A 14070-nucleotide genomic window follows, 5' to 3' on the forward strand; every position below is an offset into this window, starting at 1 on the left:
GCGGGTGCGATAGGCCTTCATATCATGGAAGATGTGAATTATTTTTCTGACTCCACGTTCAGGACTGAGGCGTGGTTTATTAAATAAGTTAATTAACATGACTGAATCTTTTGCTGATCTGTTTGAACAATCCCTTCAACAACTGGAATTCCGCCCAGGCTCTATCGTACGTGGTACTGTAGTTGCTATCGAAAACGGCGTAGTTCTGGTAGACGCTGGTCTGAAGTCTGAGAGCCCAATCCCAGCTGACCAGTTCAAGAACGCTCAGGGCGAGCTGGAAATCGCTGTTGGCGACCAGGTTGACGTAGCTCTGGACTCTGTTGAAGACGGCTTCGGTGAGACTCAACTGTCTCGCGAAAAAGCTAAGCGCCACGAAGCTTGGATCGTTCTGGAAAAAGCTTACGAAGACGCTGAAACTGTTATCGGTGTTATCAACGGTAAAGTTAAAGGTGGCTTCACTGTTGAACTGAACGGTATCCGCGCGTTCCTGCCTGGTTCTCTGGTTGACGTACGTCCTATCCGTGACACTGCCCACCTGGAAAACAAAGAACTGGAATTCAAGGTTATCAAGCTGGATCAGAAGCGCAACAACGTTGTTGTTTCTCGTCGTGCAGTTATTGAATCCGAGAGCAGCGCTGAGCGTGATGCTCTGCTGGAAAACCTGCAGGAAGGTCAAGAAGTTAAGGGTATCGTTAAGAACCTGACCGACTACGGTGCATTCGTAGATCTGGGCGGTGTTGACGGCCTGCTGCACATCACCGACATGGCCTGGAAGCGTGTTAAGCACCCATCTGAGATCGTGAACGTTGGTGACGAAATCACTGTTAAAGTACTGAAGTACGACCGTGAGCGCACTCGCGTTTCTCTGGGTCTGAAGCAGCTGGGTGAAGACCCATGGCTGGAAATCAGCAAGCGCTACCCAGAAAACACTCGTCTGACCGGTCGCGTAACCAACCTGACTGACTACGGTTGCTTCGTTGAAATCGAAGAAGGCGTTGAAGGTCTGGTACACGTTTCTGAAATGGATTGGACCAACAAGAACATCCACCCATCCAAGGTTGTTAACCTGGGTGACGAAGTAGAAGTTCTGGTTCTGGACATCGATGAAGAGCGTCGTCGTATTTCTCTGGGTCTGAAGCAGTGCAAGACCAACCCATGGGAAGACTTCGCTAACCGTTTCGCTAAGGGCGACAAAGTATCCGGTAAGATCAAGTCTATCACTGACTTCGGTATCTTCATCGGTCTGGACGGCGGCATCGACGGTCTGGTTCACCTGTCTGACATCTCTTGGAACGGTACCGGTGAAGAAGCGGTTTCTGAGTACAAGAAAGGCGACGAAATCAGCGCAGTTGTTCTGTCTGTTGATCCTGAGCGTGAGCGTATCAGCCTGGGCGTTAAGCAGACTGAAGACGATCCATTCAGTGCTTACCTGGCAGACAAGAAGAAAGGTGCTATCGTTAACGGTACTGTAGTTGCTGTTGACGCTAAAGGTGCAACCATCGAGCTGGCTGACACTGTTGAAGGTTACATCCGTGTAGCTGACATCAGCCGTGAGCGTATCGAAGACGCATCTACCGTTCTGTCTGTAGGTGAAAGCGTTGAAGCCAAGTTCATGGGCGTGGATCGTAAGAACCGCACCATCAGCCTGTCTATCAAAGCGAAAGACGAAGCTGAAGAAAAAGAAGTAATGGCTAACTTGAACAAACAAGAAGACGCTGTTATTAGTAATGCTATGGCTGAAGCTTTCAAAGCAGCTCGCAAGTAATCGCCTTGCGGTTCAGGGGCATGGCAACATGTCCCTGCTAGGTGACTGTTTATGGCTTGAACACAGGGGTAGGAAGGATGACTAAATCCGAACTGATCGAAAAACTCGCCTCCAGGCAGTCACAACTGTCGGCGAAGGAAGTAGAAAGTGCCATTAAAGAGATGTTGGAGCAAATGGCGACAACTCTCGAAACCGGAGATCGTATCGAAATCCGTGGTTTTGGTAGTTTCTCTCTTCACTATCGCGCACCGCGCGTTGGACGCAATCCAAAGACCGGTACGTCAGTTGAACTCGACGGTAAGTATGTCCCGCACTTCAAGCCAGGCAAAGAGCTTCGCGAACGGGTAGATTCTGAGAATCACTGATAGCGAGATTAAAAAAGCCCCCATCAGGGGGCTTTTTTGTGCCTGTAGCCAGTGAAAGCTGGTCAGTCTCCATAAATTCTTAGATAATCAGGTCATTGAAGCCACGTGTATGGAGCACACCGTGAAGTCTTTTATCATCACTGTAGTGGTAGCACTGCTGTTTTTTCTGGCCCTGATGTTCGGTGCACGCAATGATCAAGTGGTCACCATCTCCTATTTCGTTGCTCAGGGTGAGTATCGTCTCCCCGTTGTACTGGCCACAGTATTTTTGTCCGGTTTTATCATCAGCTGGTTAATGGCCTTCTACCACATCACACGTATGCGATTGGCGCTGCGCCGCAAGAATAAGCAACTGGCTGAGCTGGAAAATCAGTTGCTGCACGTGCCAGTCAAGGAAAACGAAGCCTGATATGCTTGAGTTGCTCTTCCTGTTGTTGCCTATAGCCGCCGGATATGGTTGGTATATGGGCCGTCGTAGCATCAGGCAATCCCAATCCAATCAAAGTAAGAAATTGAGTCGTGATTATTTCACCGGGCTTAATTTTCTGCTCTCCAATGAATCTGATAAAGCGGTCGACCTGTTTATCACCTTGCTTGATGTCGACGATGAAACCATAGATACCCATCTGTCTTTGGGTTCACTGTTCCGCCGACGGGGGGAAGTGGACAGAGCCATACGTATCCACCAGAACCTGATAGCCCGCCCAAGCCTGCCTGACGAACAAAGAGACCTGGCGATGATGGAGCTGGGTAAAGATTATATGGCCGCCGGTTTCTACGACAGAGCCGAAGAGATCTTCCTTAATCTGGTGAGTCAGGCAGACCACAGTGAAGAAGCCGAGACACTGCTGATTGATATCTATCAGGTGACCAAAGAGTGGCAGAAAGCCCTCGATATCACCCGTCGCCTGAGTCGCAAACGTCAACAAGCCTTAAGTCCTATCAGCGCCCACTTTTACTGCCAGTTGGCGGATGCCGCTACAGACGAACAGGAAAAAATTAAACTCTTACAGTCAGCCCTCAAGCTGGATGCTTCCTGTGGCAGAGCTATGTTAACTCTGGCGCAAATCTATCTGGACAAGGGCGATTGTAAGCAATGCCAGAAGCAGTTACAGAACCTGCTTCATGGCGATATCCAGCTGTTACCCGATGCATTGCATATTGCACGCGAGTGCTTTCAGCAAAGCGGCGAGCTTACCGGTTACCAGGACTTTCTGGTACAGGCCATGGCCGAGGGCGCTGGCGCATCAGTCATTAATGCGTTGGCAGAACAGATGGAGAAACAGGGAGAGCTTAAGCAAGCTGAGACCCTGATATTGGACGCTCTGTATCGTCATCCTACGATGAAAGGATTCCAGCGCTTGATGCAGATGCAGGTAAAACAGGCTGAGGATGGCCAGGCAAAACAAAGTTTAACCATGCTGGAGCAGCTGGTTGAACAACAAATTAAATACCGTCCCGGATACCGTTGTAAGGAGTGTGGCTTCCCATCTCATGCTCTCTACTGGCACTGCCCATCATGTAAACACTGGGGCAGCATTACCCGGATCCGTGGTCTGGATGGGGAATAACCTCTTGACCTTGTTGGAGACAAAATGACGAATAAGCCTATCGTTGTTGCACTGGATTTTGATAATAAACACGCAGCCCTCAATCTGGTGGACAAACTTGACCCTGATATGTGCCGCCTGAAAGTGGGTAAAGAGATGTTTACCCTGTTTGGCCCCCAGTTGGTTAAAGACATTCACAGCCGTGGCTTCGACCTGTTCCTGGATCTTAAATTTCACGATATTCCAAATACTGTGGCAAAGGCGGTGACTGCCGCTGCTGAGTTGGGTGTATGGATGACCAATGTTCATGCGTCCGGCGGCCTCGCCATGATGGAAGCGGCAAAGAAGGCATTGTTACCTTATGGTGATAACGCGCCATTGTTGATTGCCGTAACCGTATTGACCTCAATGAGTGATGAAGACCTTAAGTTGATTGGGATCGATGTACCGGCAGAAGAACATGTAAAACGTCTGGCGGCATTGACTCATCAAGCTGGTCTGAACGGCGTAGTATGTTCTGCCCGTGAAGCTCAGATGCTTAAATCTACTTTTGGCGATAACTTCAAGCTGTGTACACCGGGTATCCGCCCAGAAGGCAGTGATGCAGGCGACCAGCACAGAGTAATGACACCAAAAATGGCATTGGAAGCCGGCTCAGATTATCTGGTCATTGGCCGTCCGATCACCAAGGCTGCAGATCCGCTGGCTGCACTGCAGGCAATTCACAGAACAATCGTGTAACTGAAGGAGATAAATCATGACAGGGACGTGTAGATTTGATTTTCAGGATAAAAGGGTGTTCGTTGTCGGTGGCACCAGTGGTATTAACCTGGGAATAGCCAAGGCTTTCGCCAGGGCGGGGGCAAGGGTTGCCGTTGCCAGCCGCAGTCAGGATAAAGTTGATGCCGCAGTCAGTGAACTTAAACAGATTTCACAGAAGGATCACCTTGGAGTCTGTTTTGATGTAAGAGACAGAGAGGCTCTGGCCAAAGGCTTTGCGGATATCGCTGCCATCTATGGCCAGCTGGATGTACTGGTCAGTGGTGCCGCGGGTAATTTTCCGGCGTCAGCTGCCAGGCTATCTGAGAATGGCTTTAAATCTGTTATCGACATTGACCTGCAGGGCAGTTTTCAAGTACTGAAACAAGCCTATCCCTTGATGCAAAGGCCCGGTAGCAATATCATTCAGATCTCTGCGCCTCAGGCCTATATCGCCATGCCGATGCAGGCCCATGTATGCGCCGCCAAAGCGGGTGTCGATATGCTGACCCGCACTCTGGCAATAGAGTGGGGCTGCGAAGGGATTCGGGTTAACTCTTTGGTCCCCGGTCCTATTGCAGATACAGAGGGTTTCAACCGGCTAGCGCCCGGGGAGCAACTTCAACAAAGGGTGGCTCAAAGTGTGCCACTGAAACGTAATGGTACGACTCAGGATATCGCTGACACAGCGCTGTTTTTAGCATCAGACGCCGCTTCGTATATTACAGGGGTTGTCTTGCCGGTCGATGGTGGCTGGTCTCTTGGTGGTGCCAGTATGGCAATGGCAGAGCTTGGTCAAATGGTGGCCAGACAGGAAGCCCGGGATACAAAATAGAGTAACGGGTTGTTGGTAAAGCAACTCTGACTAGTTAAAAGCAGGAAAAACTTATGGCAAATGCATTGCAGGAGCAATTGCTCAAGGCGGGCCTCGCCAGTAAACAGAAAGTACGTGATGTAAAAACTCAAAAGCGTCGTAATCGTAAAGCCAACGTCGATGATGGCAGTGCAGCGCTGAAGGAGCAGGTGGCTGCTCAGCGTAAGGCACAGGCAGAGAAGGACAAAGCCCTGAACGAAGAACGCTTTGCCCAGGCGCAGGAACGTGGACAGGTACGTGCTCTGGTGCATGAGGTGAAGAAACTGGCTATAGCTCTGCCCAAAGATGCTGAGACCAAGTTTAACTTCACCCTGGAAAACAAGATTTACTCGGTTTATGTCAATGACAAGCTGCAACAGCAGCTGTTGAAAGGACAACTGGGTATTGTCCGACTGGAAGATGCGAGTTTCCTGGTTCCTCATAAACTGGCGGAGCGGGTAAATCTGCTGGTACCTCAGTGGTGTGGTTATCTGTGGTCAGCGCAGGACAATACCCCCGAGGTGGAAGAGGACGATCCATATGCAGATTACGTTATCCCTGATGATCTGATGTGGTGATCATCGCTGCTGATAAAAAAACCGCCTGACAGGCGGTTTTTTTGTGTCCGTTTATACCAGCTTCAATAGCTGGCTGGTTCCCAGTCCGATCAATAAAGCCAATGTAAAGCTCAGCAGGGTGCCCATCATTACATACTCGGTCATCTTATGGTCCCGGCTTTCTCTCAGATCACCGAATCGGAAGATGGATTTGGCAGCCATCAGAAACCCTATGCCTGCATATTGGCCCAGGAGCACAAAGGTTAAGATTAAAAATCGCTCCAGCATACCTATTGCCTTTCCTGCGCTGGCGAGGCTTTTGTCGGTTTGTCCTACATCCAGGTCCCACTGCTTAAGCGCTTGGGCAGTGATAATAGAGACAGGATTGAGGACCAGCAGGTAAGCCAACACCACAATCAGCACCTTCATATTCAGCACAGATGAGAGCCAATCTTCTTCTATGGTGCTCAGCTCTGACCAAAGGATATAGATAACTGCCAGATGCAGGAGCTGATCAATGACAAACCAGATCTGCTTTTTTGGCAGATATGATTTGGCCAGATCGAAACAGAAGTGGCTTAGGGTGACTGCAGCCGCAAAAACCAGAGGCAAGGCCCAGCCAAGCGGAAACAACAGACATACGATAAGGGTGAGAATGCCATGGAGCAGGGCATGAATATAGAGAAGGGGGGATTTAGCATGGCGTCTATCCCTGTCTGCAACCCAGCTGTGAGCCTGTAGATAAAAGTCCCCGAGAATATGCCCCAGCAGTAATCCGCCGAGAAGGAGTCCCTGTTGTTCAGGTGTCATTACGGTAAGTGTCTCCAATCCATTGAGAGACTAACTTGCCATAATCCAACAGTAAGTTGTAGTCAGCCGAGTTAAGTAGTCGGGTAGCATTTACCCTTGAGGTGTTAAGTATTTCAGCCAGTTGCTGGTGAGAGGCCTGTTCCAGGCGACTGAACTCAAGTAATGCCAATGCTTGCCTGGGAGTGAGCTGTGTGATTCTGGTATCAGCAAATTGGGTAAGCAAGTCTATTTTGGAACAAAAAGATTCATTGCTTGAAACCCACTTTAACCTGGTGTTTTTTAGCTCATCAAGTGCGGTTCCCGAGAGGATGTGGGCTTCTGTGTTCAAAATATTTGATGCCTCATCTATGCCAGCCAATCCTATTGCCAATCTGGCATCCACCTTGGAGTCTGTGGTTGATAGGGCTTTCAGCGACCAGCGGATTTGCAATGCGATCAGCGGAGCGCGGCGTGCATCTGTCAGTGTCAGCTGAAAGCTGTCTCCACGAAATATCTGCCATTGGTCCTTTGCATCAGTGCAGAAAGCAGTGAGCAGGGCATCCAGCTCGGTTAATACACGCTTAAATACATCGTCTCGCAGACGTCTGGAACCAACAAGATCACCAGTGATGACGGCTATCTGTTTCATAGTGTAAGTCCACTCCATGATTTGGAAGCTGGGTAATTGATACTGTGAACATTGATAAAAGTAACTTAATAAGGTTACTTGTGCAAATGTAATCTAAAATGGTTACATGCATAAGAGGGATACGTGCGTCCCGTCAAATTCACTCTGGTCAGACTGAGTTATGCTTAACAGGCGACATAATTACTTTAAATTGTTGCGAGTTTGAGTTTTAATTAAACACCTGTTTTAAATAATTGTTTGAGAAGCCGTCATGTACCCATATGAAGCGCCCCTGAAAGATATGCAGTTTGTACTCGAAAATGTGTTTGGTGCCAGCGCCGTCTGGTCCCAACTTCCCGCGTTGAGTGAGCATATCGACACTGATACGGCCGCCGCGATTCTGGAAGAAGCTGCCAGAATTAACCAGGAATTGGTTCACCCAATTAATCGCAGCGGCGATGAAGAGGGCGTTAAATTCACTGATGGCAAGGTCACTACTCCTGCTGGGTACAAAGAGGTATATCAACAGTTTGCCGAAGGTGGTTGGGTCGGCTTGTGTGGTGAGCCAGACTTCGGAGGCATGGGAATGCCAAAGATGTTGGGAGTGCTGGTCGATGAGATGGGATATGGTGCCAACAATGCCTTTACCCTGTATAACTCGCTGACCGCCGGTGCAGCGCTCTGTATCAATGCTCATGCGAGCGAAGAGCTTAAGGCACAATTCCTGCCACAACTATACTCCGGCCAGTGGGCTGGGGCCATGGATATGACCGAGCCTCAGGCTGGCTCAGATCTGCGTAATATCAGAACCCGTGCTGAGCCCTGCGACGATGGCAGCTATCTAATCAGTGGCAGTAAAATCTTTATTACCGGTGGCGATCACGACCTCGCCGAAAACATCATCCATCTGGTTCTGGCGAAATTGCCCGGAAGTAATGGAATTTCTCTGTTCCTGGTTCCCAAGATGCAGGTCAGTGAAGATGGTGTGTTGGGCGAGCCCAACGGCGTTACCGCAGGTTCCATCGAGCATAAGATGGGCTTGAAAGCCTCTGCAACCTGTGTGATGAATTTCGACAATGCCAAAGGTTACCTGATTGGCAAGCCGAATCGCGGGCTGGTGTGCATGTTTACTATGATGAACTATGAGCGACTTGCCATTGGTATTCAGGGATTGGGTACCTCACAGGCGGCGTCTCAAATGGCAGTTCAGTACGCCAAAGAGCGTCTGCAGGGCCAGGCTGCTTCAGGCGCCAGGACAGAAGGCGGCAGCGACCCAATCATAGTTCACGGCGATGTCAGACGTATGCTGCTCAACATCAAATCCTTGACTGAAGCGGGTCGTGCTCTGGCAGTACATACGGGAATGCAGTTGGATCTGGCTAAATATGCCGAGGACCCGGATACCCAGAGTAAGGCGGCTCGTTATGTGGGTCTGTTGACTCCGGTGGCCAAAGCATTTTTAACCGATAGAGGTCTGGATGCGGCGATATTGGCGCAGCAGGTGTTTGGAGGTCACGGCTATATACGGGAAACCGGAGTCGAACAGTTGGTGCGTGATACCCGGATCGCTCAGATCTATGAAGGCACAAACGGGATCCAGGCTATCGACTTCCTGGCACGTAAAGTGGTTGGCGACAACCTGGTCACGCTTAAGCAGTTTATTGATGAACTCAAGAGCGAGATGGCGAACTTTGCCGATGACAAGGCGGTTGCCGAAGTGACATTGAGATTTGAACGTCTGCTTGAATGTGCTGAGATGATTAACGCAGATAAGCTCAGCAAACCCGCTCTGCTTAACGCCTGTGCAGTAGAGTTTCTGGATGCCTTTGGCTATACACTGTACGGTTACTATTGGCTGGCGATAGCCCATAAAGCGGCAGAGATGGATGAAGAGTTCGCCAGTGCAAAATCTTATCTGTGTAGCTTCTACATTCAGCGCATGCTTCCGAAAGCTGACGCTCTGCTGGCCCAAATCCTTTCCGGCGATGCTCCGGTAATGGATATGCCGGCAGATCTGTTTTAATTATCCGGTTCAAATCCCTGGCTGGAACTGAAAAGCGCAACCTGAGGTGCGCTTTTTTATTGACCAGTATCTCACTGTTTTGCCGTCTGCGACGAAGTTTGCTCCAACAAAGGCAGCAGCTCTTTTAACAGCCGACCATGCCAGGGAACTGGATTGGGGGTCTGCGGAGTAGATACCAGACCATTCTCCAAAGCAACAAACAGGTATTCCTGCCCCTCGAGCTTGATGATGCCTACCAGGTTGTCAACTCCGCCCATTGAGCCGGTTTTACCCAGGACTTTGAGTTTAAGGGGCGTCTGGTTATAGGGGAATTTATATTGAAGCGTGCCGGTTGCCCCTGCGATGGGCAGGGTATCCAACAGGGGCTTTAATGATGGGGTTTGGTAAATATGATTCAGCAGCTTATGCAGCTGAGCTGCACTGACGAGGTTATAGCGGGAAAGGCCTGAGCCATCCACCAATCGCGAGCCCTGCAGATCCACTCCCATTGTCAGCAGTGTTTGTTTGAGAGCGGCAACGCCCTGGGGAAAATCTGCATTCTGGCCATATACTTTGCGTCCCATGGCCAGCAGCAGACTGTCTGTAATCAGATTGTCTGATTCCAGCAGCAGTTCGCCGGTCAACTCTGACAAAGCCGGAGACTCCAGAGTGGCAAGAGTCATGGATGTCGAGGGCAGGGACGAGGCAAAACGTAGGGTACCCAGTACAGGTATCTGTTGGCGATTCAATATCCTTGTGGCCCAATCTGCAGCAAATTGCCTGGAGTCAGCCACGGCAAACGCAAGATTGATCGCTTTTCGTTTGGGGAAGCAACCCTCGATTGATACCTGATTGCTTCCTTTACTATTCAGAGAAAGGCTACAGAACTCCTGAGGTTGGTCTTCATCATAGAAGGTGTCGGCAACGAGGCTGAATGGCGCATCTTGTCTGAGGCTAACCCTGGCCTTGTTGCTGCCGGATACAGGTTGCATTACACCTTTGACGCAATTTTTATCGATAATGAAGCTTGAAACCGGGGCGGCATAACAGATCCCCAAATCGTCCCAAACCCAGCCGGTAGCCTTTGTTTTTTGATTAAGATTGCCCACCAGCACCAGATCGCCCTGGATCTGCTTAATCCCCTTTGCCTCAAGCTTACTCATCAGGGAGGCCAAATTCGCAGAACTCAGGCTGGGATCGCCACTGAACTCAAGGTAGAGGTTACCGCTAAGCGTCCCATCTATGACCTTATCATCAGTAAGCAAGCGAGTTGTGTATCTGTATTCCGGGCCGAGAAGCGAGGTAGCTGCCGCGGCTGTCATGAGCTTAAGCACACTGGCAGGTAACATCCTGTGCGCCGGGTTGATACTCACCAGAGGAGCGGAGTCGTTCGTCTTCTGCAGAATGAAGCTGACATTGGTATTTTGCGGCAATTTGCCCTCGACCCAATGTTGCAGCGAGTCATCGGTAGATATCTGGCCCCCATGTGCATAAGTCATACCCAGACTGATACCCAGGGCCAGGGCGGCAATCCTTTGCTTCAATACCATCATCACAGCTCCGGGTTCTCGTCCTGACTCAGCAACTTGTATAGCCAGAGCGTGACAAATACTACCAACCCCATAAAGAGTGGCAGTACAAACAGGCCAAGGTGGGTCTTAAAGTGGAACAGTGCACCCGCTGCAGCTAAGGTCAGCAGGAGTATAAGCAAAATCTTGAGTTTCATTTCAGGCTCCATTAACAGGACTGGCCAGTATATCTCAAATGACCAAAGCCATGTGCGAGCAATGCCGCCCCTGACAATAAGTTGAGCAGAACACCCATTTTATGCCGAAAAATCGTCCAACTTATTGAAGTCACAGGTGCCTCAGGGCAGAAATTACTTGCCCACGGGGGGCTAAGTCGGTAATTTCTACCCTCTTATACGTGTTTAACCGCCTTAATGAATGCCCATTCAAACGGCATTTGGCGGATGTCGCCATTGGTGTAACGCCAAATTCAAGCGACAATTGACAGAGTTACCAATTTACCGGGTTAGCCGGTGAATTGCCTAAGGAGGATACCTTGCTGAACAAGCTGGGTGGAATTGCACTGCAACCTGACGCTATTAGTTGGTTGCTGACCCCACGCCATTTCAAGGCGGAACTACTTGAACGGATCGCCAATGCCAGGCATTCGATTACCCTGACTGCTCTTTATTTGGAAGATGATGAAGCAGGTCGGGAGATCCTCAATGCCCTGATGCAGGCCAAGGCCAATAATCCCGAGCTGGATATCAAAGTCCTGGTGGATTTTCATCGTGCCAGACGCGGTCTGATTGGCCATAAAGGCGACAGTGGAAATTACCTCCTGTATCGCTCCGAGATGCAACAAGCGACTCATCCCATCGAAATCCTCGGTGTGCCGGTTAAATCCCGGGAAGTGATGGGTGTACTGCACCTCAAAGGTTTTATTATCGATGACGCTGTGATTTACAGCGGTGCGAGCCTGAATAACATCTACCTGCATCAGCAGGAAAGATACCGATTTGACCGTTACCACTTAATTGAGTCTCCTGAGCTCGCGCAGTCAATGCGTGCCATGGTGGAAAAAGTACTGGTTAACGATGAAGCCGTTTCTTCCCTGTGTCAGCCACCGGAAACCGAAGTACTGCCGGATAAGGTTGAGGTAAGAACTTTTAAGAAGCGTTTGGCCAAAGCCAAATATGAGTTCAAAAAATCAAAGTCAGGCTTGCGGGTAACACCCTTTATCGGGCTCGGCCGTAAGCGTAATCAGCTGAACCGGGCTGTATTGGCCATGGTGGATGAATCCAGAGAGTCGCTGTTTATATGTACTCCCTATTTCAATCCACCCCTGTCGCTGGTGCGATCATTGAATCGTCATCTGAGACAGGGCAAACGAATTGATGTGGTCGTGGGCGATAAAACTGCCAATGACTTCTTTATTCCACCGGAAAAAGACTTCTCGCCAATTGGTGCCGTTCCTTATCTGTATGAGCAATCACTGCGTAAGTTTGCCAAGCGTCAGCAGTGGGCAATCGATAAAGGATTGCTGAATATTCATGTGTGGAAGCATGACGATAACAGCTACCACCTGAAAGGGATCAGCTCAGATGGCAAGCGTCATCTGATCACCGGCTCCAACCTGAACCCAAGAGCCTGGGCGCTGGATCTGGAAAACGGCTTGTTGATCACCGATGAGCTGGGCCATTGGGCAGAGCAGTTTGCCGACGAACAGGCCTTTATTCTGGAGCATACCACCAGACTTTATCACTACAGTCAGATAGAAACGATTCAGCACTATCCGGCCCCTGTGAAGAAGCTGCTGTCCAGAATCAACCGTATCAAAGCGGATATTTTGTTAAGACGTATTCTCTGACAAACCGCTGCTGAACGAAAAAAGCCGACCCTAAGGTCGGCTTTTTTATATCTGGTTGTTTCTTCTAGGGTTAAACCTGGGCAGTCATATCCTGACCTGCGTGATCTTCCGGCATCTTAGCGTAATTCAGTGCCAGTACCACCAACAGCACCATCACGGCGCACAAGAGGCCTATGGAAAGCTGGCCGTAAATCGGCACCATGGCCATCATCATTGCGGCCAGACCCGCGCCAAAGTTCTGCAGGCCACCAAGCAGGGCGCCTGCTATGCCTGCCTGACCCGGAAAGGGCTCAAGTGCTGCTGAGGTCAGGGTAGGGAACATCATACCGGCACCACAGAAGAAGAGTACAGAGCCAAGCAGCAGTGTCCAACCCACTACTTCACCAAATAAGCCAGGGATTAACATTACTGTGGCGCCTGCGCCCAGCAATGCGATACCACGATTAAGCAATCGCTTGATGCGGCTGCTGCGACCGGCGATCAAGGCGCCGACCAAGTAGCCGGGGATAGGGGCCACAAACCAAACACTGACCCAGAAGGGAGACAGTTTCAGATATTGGCCGTAAAGGACACCTGCAATCGCTTCAAAAGCCGCAATACCGGCAAAGGTCGCGATGAGCCCCAGGGTGTAACCACGAAATCCTCTGTGGCTTAATACCACGGCATAGGCATCAAAAACAGAGCGCTTTTCCCGACGTTCTGCAGGCAATGACTCTTTAAAGGTCAGCATCAACATCAGCAGTACCCCAAGGGTAAAGCCTGCCTGAGTGTAATACACAGCTCGCCAGCCAAAATACTCTGCGGTCACTGAGCCAATAAATGGGGCGACCAAAGGCAGAAACACAACAGCCATAGATACATAGCTGTTGAACTTCATCAATTTACGGCCGGTAAAGTGATCTCTGGGAATAGTGCGGCTCAAGGCGCCGGCCGCTGCAGTACCTGCGCCCTGTAAACAACTGGCAGCGATCAGTGCATCTATGGTGCTCACGTGGGCAGCCAGCAGGGCGCCCACAATAGACAGCCCAATACCGACCAGCAAAGGGATACGACGACCGATACGGTCTGAAACCGGGCCGTAAACAAATTGCAGCAGACCATAGGCCAGCAGATATGCGGCCATAATGGCCTGCAATTCACCGGCAGAGGCGTGCAGCCCCTGGCCGATCATCGGCAGTGCGGGAACGAAAATAGTCTGGGCCATTTGACCACAGGCAACCATAAACACCAGTTGTACAAGTACACTGGAAACAGGCGCGCCCTGTGGCGATGCAGACGAAGAAGAAGGCCGCAGCGTAGCAGGCATGATAACTCCAAAAAAAGGGAATACCGGGAAATTACTAAAGTGCATACAGGCAGGCACACCTCAGGACTGAGGCGTTGGATGACCCAAGGTATTGCACTGGGGAGGGAGGTCGTGTGAT

General features: G+C 50.2%; 14 protein-coding genes. 9 read left to right on the forward strand and 5 right to left on the reverse strand.

Annotated features, from left to right (window positions below; translation table 11 throughout):
• The first annotated feature begins 97 nt into the window (after positions 1–97).
• The 7 genes from rpsA to ACFOE0_RS15360 all read left to right on the forward strand — a co-directional run bounded on the left by rpsA (position 98) and on the right by ACFOE0_RS15360 (position 5870).
• On the forward strand, positions 98–1765 hold the full coding sequence (rpsA, locus tag ACFOE0_RS15330; RefSeq protein WP_248936021.1) for a 30S ribosomal protein S1: 1668 nt from the start codon (positions 98–100) through the stop codon (positions 1763–1765).
• Between the two features lie 77 nt (positions 1766–1842).
• Complete coding sequence (gene ihfB / locus ACFOE0_RS15335) at positions 1843–2130, forward strand: integration host factor subunit beta (RefSeq protein WP_248936022.1); 288 nt, start codon at positions 1843–1845, stop codon at positions 2128–2130.
• 121 nt (positions 2131–2251) lie between these two features.
• The gene (locus tag ACFOE0_RS15340) at positions 2252–2539 is read left to right on the forward strand and encodes a lipopolysaccharide assembly protein LapA domain-containing protein (protein ID WP_115136964.1); all 288 of its coding nucleotides are present in this window, start codon (positions 2252–2254) and stop codon (positions 2537–2539) included.
• 1 nt (position 2540) lies between these two features.
• Positions 2541–3701 (forward strand): lipopolysaccharide assembly protein LapB, encoded by a 1161-nt coding sequence (gene lapB, locus ACFOE0_RS15345; protein ID WP_248936024.1) that lies wholly within the window; start codon positions 2541–2543, stop codon positions 3699–3701.
• Positions 3702–3725: 24 nt separating this feature from the next.
• Entirely contained in the window at positions 3726–4421 is a 696-nt protein-coding gene (gene pyrF / locus ACFOE0_RS15350) for an orotidine-5'-phosphate decarboxylase (RefSeq protein WP_248936025.1), read from the forward strand.
• Positions 4422–4437: 16 nt separating this feature from the next.
• Positions 4438–5274: an SDR family oxidoreductase gene (locus tag ACFOE0_RS15355; RefSeq protein WP_248936026.1), complete on the forward strand. Its 837-nt coding sequence runs from the start codon at positions 4438–4440 to the stop codon at positions 5272–5274.
• Positions 5275–5327: 53 nt separating this feature from the next.
• A complete protein-coding gene (locus ACFOE0_RS15360) occupies positions 5328–5870 on the forward strand; it encodes a DUF2058 domain-containing protein (RefSeq protein WP_248936027.1) in 543 nt (180 codons plus the stop codon).
• A 51-nt stretch (positions 5871–5921) separates the two neighbouring features.
• Here the strand turns inward: ACFOE0_RS15360 and ACFOE0_RS15365 are convergent, their stop codons facing one another.
• Positions 5922–6659 carry a DUF3307 domain-containing protein gene (locus tag ACFOE0_RS15365; protein WP_248936029.1) on the reverse strand — a complete coding sequence of 246 codons (738 nt, stop codon included), beginning with the start codon at positions 6657–6659 and terminating at the stop codon, positions 5922–5924.
• Positions 6649–7287, reverse strand: coding sequence for a hypothetical protein (locus ACFOE0_RS15370; RefSeq protein WP_248936030.1), 639 nt, complete (start codon positions 7285–7287; stop codon positions 6649–6651). Before ACFOE0_RS15370 ends, ACFOE0_RS15365 begins: the two co-directional genes overlap by 11 nt.
• Before the next feature lie 250 nt (positions 7288–7537).
• Between ACFOE0_RS15370 and ACFOE0_RS15375 the strand changes: the two genes are divergently transcribed.
• The gene (locus tag ACFOE0_RS15375) at positions 7538–9289 is read left to right on the forward strand and encodes an acyl-CoA dehydrogenase family protein (RefSeq protein ID WP_248936031.1); all 1752 of its coding nucleotides are present in this window, start codon (positions 7538–7540) and stop codon (positions 9287–9289) included.
• Positions 9290–9360: 71 nt separating this feature from the next.
• Here the strand turns inward: ACFOE0_RS15375 and dacB are convergent, their stop codons facing one another.
• A complete protein-coding gene (gene dacB, locus ACFOE0_RS15380) occupies positions 9361–10821 on the reverse strand; it encodes a D-alanyl-D-alanine carboxypeptidase/D-alanyl-D-alanine endopeptidase (protein ID WP_248936033.1) in 1461 nt (486 codons plus the stop codon).
• Entirely contained in the window at positions 10821–10994 is a 174-nt protein-coding gene (locus ACFOE0_RS15385) for a hypothetical protein (protein WP_248936034.1), read from the reverse strand. Before ACFOE0_RS15385 ends, dacB begins: the two co-directional genes overlap by 1 nt.
• Before the next feature lie 338 nt (positions 10995–11332).
• Between ACFOE0_RS15385 and pssA the strand changes: the two genes are divergently transcribed.
• Positions 11333–12646, forward strand: coding sequence for a CDP-diacylglycerol--serine O-phosphatidyltransferase (gene pssA / locus ACFOE0_RS15390; protein WP_248936036.1), 1314 nt, complete (start codon positions 11333–11335; stop codon positions 12644–12646).
• A gap of 70 nt (positions 12647–12716) precedes the next feature.
• On the opposite strand, the gene emrD is transcribed toward pssA, so the two are convergent.
• The gene (emrD, locus tag ACFOE0_RS15395; RefSeq protein WP_248936037.1) at positions 12717–13952 is read right to left on the reverse strand and encodes a multidrug efflux MFS transporter EmrD; all 1236 of its coding nucleotides are present in this window, start codon (positions 13950–13952) and stop codon (positions 12717–12719) included.
• Between the last annotated feature and the right edge of the window lie 118 nt (positions 13953–14070).

The sequence above is a fragment of the Shewanella submarina genome (genome assembly GCF_042646185.1).
In the GTDB taxonomy this organism is placed as follows: Bacteria; Pseudomonadota; Gammaproteobacteria; order Enterobacterales; family Shewanellaceae; genus Shewanella; species Shewanella corallii.

What these genes read in the sequence shown, in the direction of transcription:
- lapB (WP_248936024.1), top strand. Translation starts at nt 2,541, where the DNA reads ATGCTTGAGTTGCTCTTCCTGTTGTTGCCTATAGCCGCCGGATATGGT.
- ACFOE0_RS15385 (WP_248936034.1), bottom strand. Translation starts at nt 10,994, where the DNA reads ATGAAACTCAAGATTTTGCTTATACTCCTGCTGACCTTAGCTGCAGCG.
- ACFOE0_RS15375 (WP_248936031.1), top strand. Translation starts at nt 7,538, where the DNA reads ATGTACCCATATGAAGCGCCCCTGAAAGATATGCAGTTTGTACTCGAA.
- rpsA (WP_248936021.1), top strand. Translation starts at nt 98, where the DNA reads ATGACTGAATCTTTTGCTGATCTGTTTGAACAATCCCTTCAACAACTG.
- ihfB (WP_248936022.1), top strand. Translation starts at nt 1,843, where the DNA reads ATGACTAAATCCGAACTGATCGAAAAACTCGCCTCCAGGCAGTCACAA.
- dacB (WP_248936033.1), bottom strand. Translation starts at nt 10,821, where the DNA reads ATGATGGTATTGAAGCAAAGGATTGCCGCCCTGGCCCTGGGTATCAGT.
- emrD (WP_248936037.1), bottom strand. Translation starts at nt 13,952, where the DNA reads ATGCCTGCTACGCTGCGGCCTTCTTCTTCGTCTGCATCGCCACAGGGC.
- ACFOE0_RS15360 (WP_248936027.1), top strand. Translation starts at nt 5,328, where the DNA reads ATGGCAAATGCATTGCAGGAGCAATTGCTCAAGGCGGGCCTCGCCAGT.
- ACFOE0_RS15370 (WP_248936030.1), bottom strand. Translation starts at nt 7,287, where the DNA reads ATGAAACAGATAGCCGTCATCACTGGTGATCTTGTTGGTTCCAGACGT.
- ACFOE0_RS15365 (WP_248936029.1), bottom strand. Translation starts at nt 6,659, where the DNA reads ATGACACCTGAACAACAGGGACTCCTTCTCGGCGGATTACTGCTGGGG.
- pyrF (WP_248936025.1), top strand. Translation starts at nt 3,726, where the DNA reads ATGACGAATAAGCCTATCGTTGTTGCACTGGATTTTGATAATAAACAC.
- ACFOE0_RS15355 (WP_248936026.1), top strand. Translation starts at nt 4,438, where the DNA reads ATGACAGGGACGTGTAGATTTGATTTTCAGGATAAAAGGGTGTTCGTT.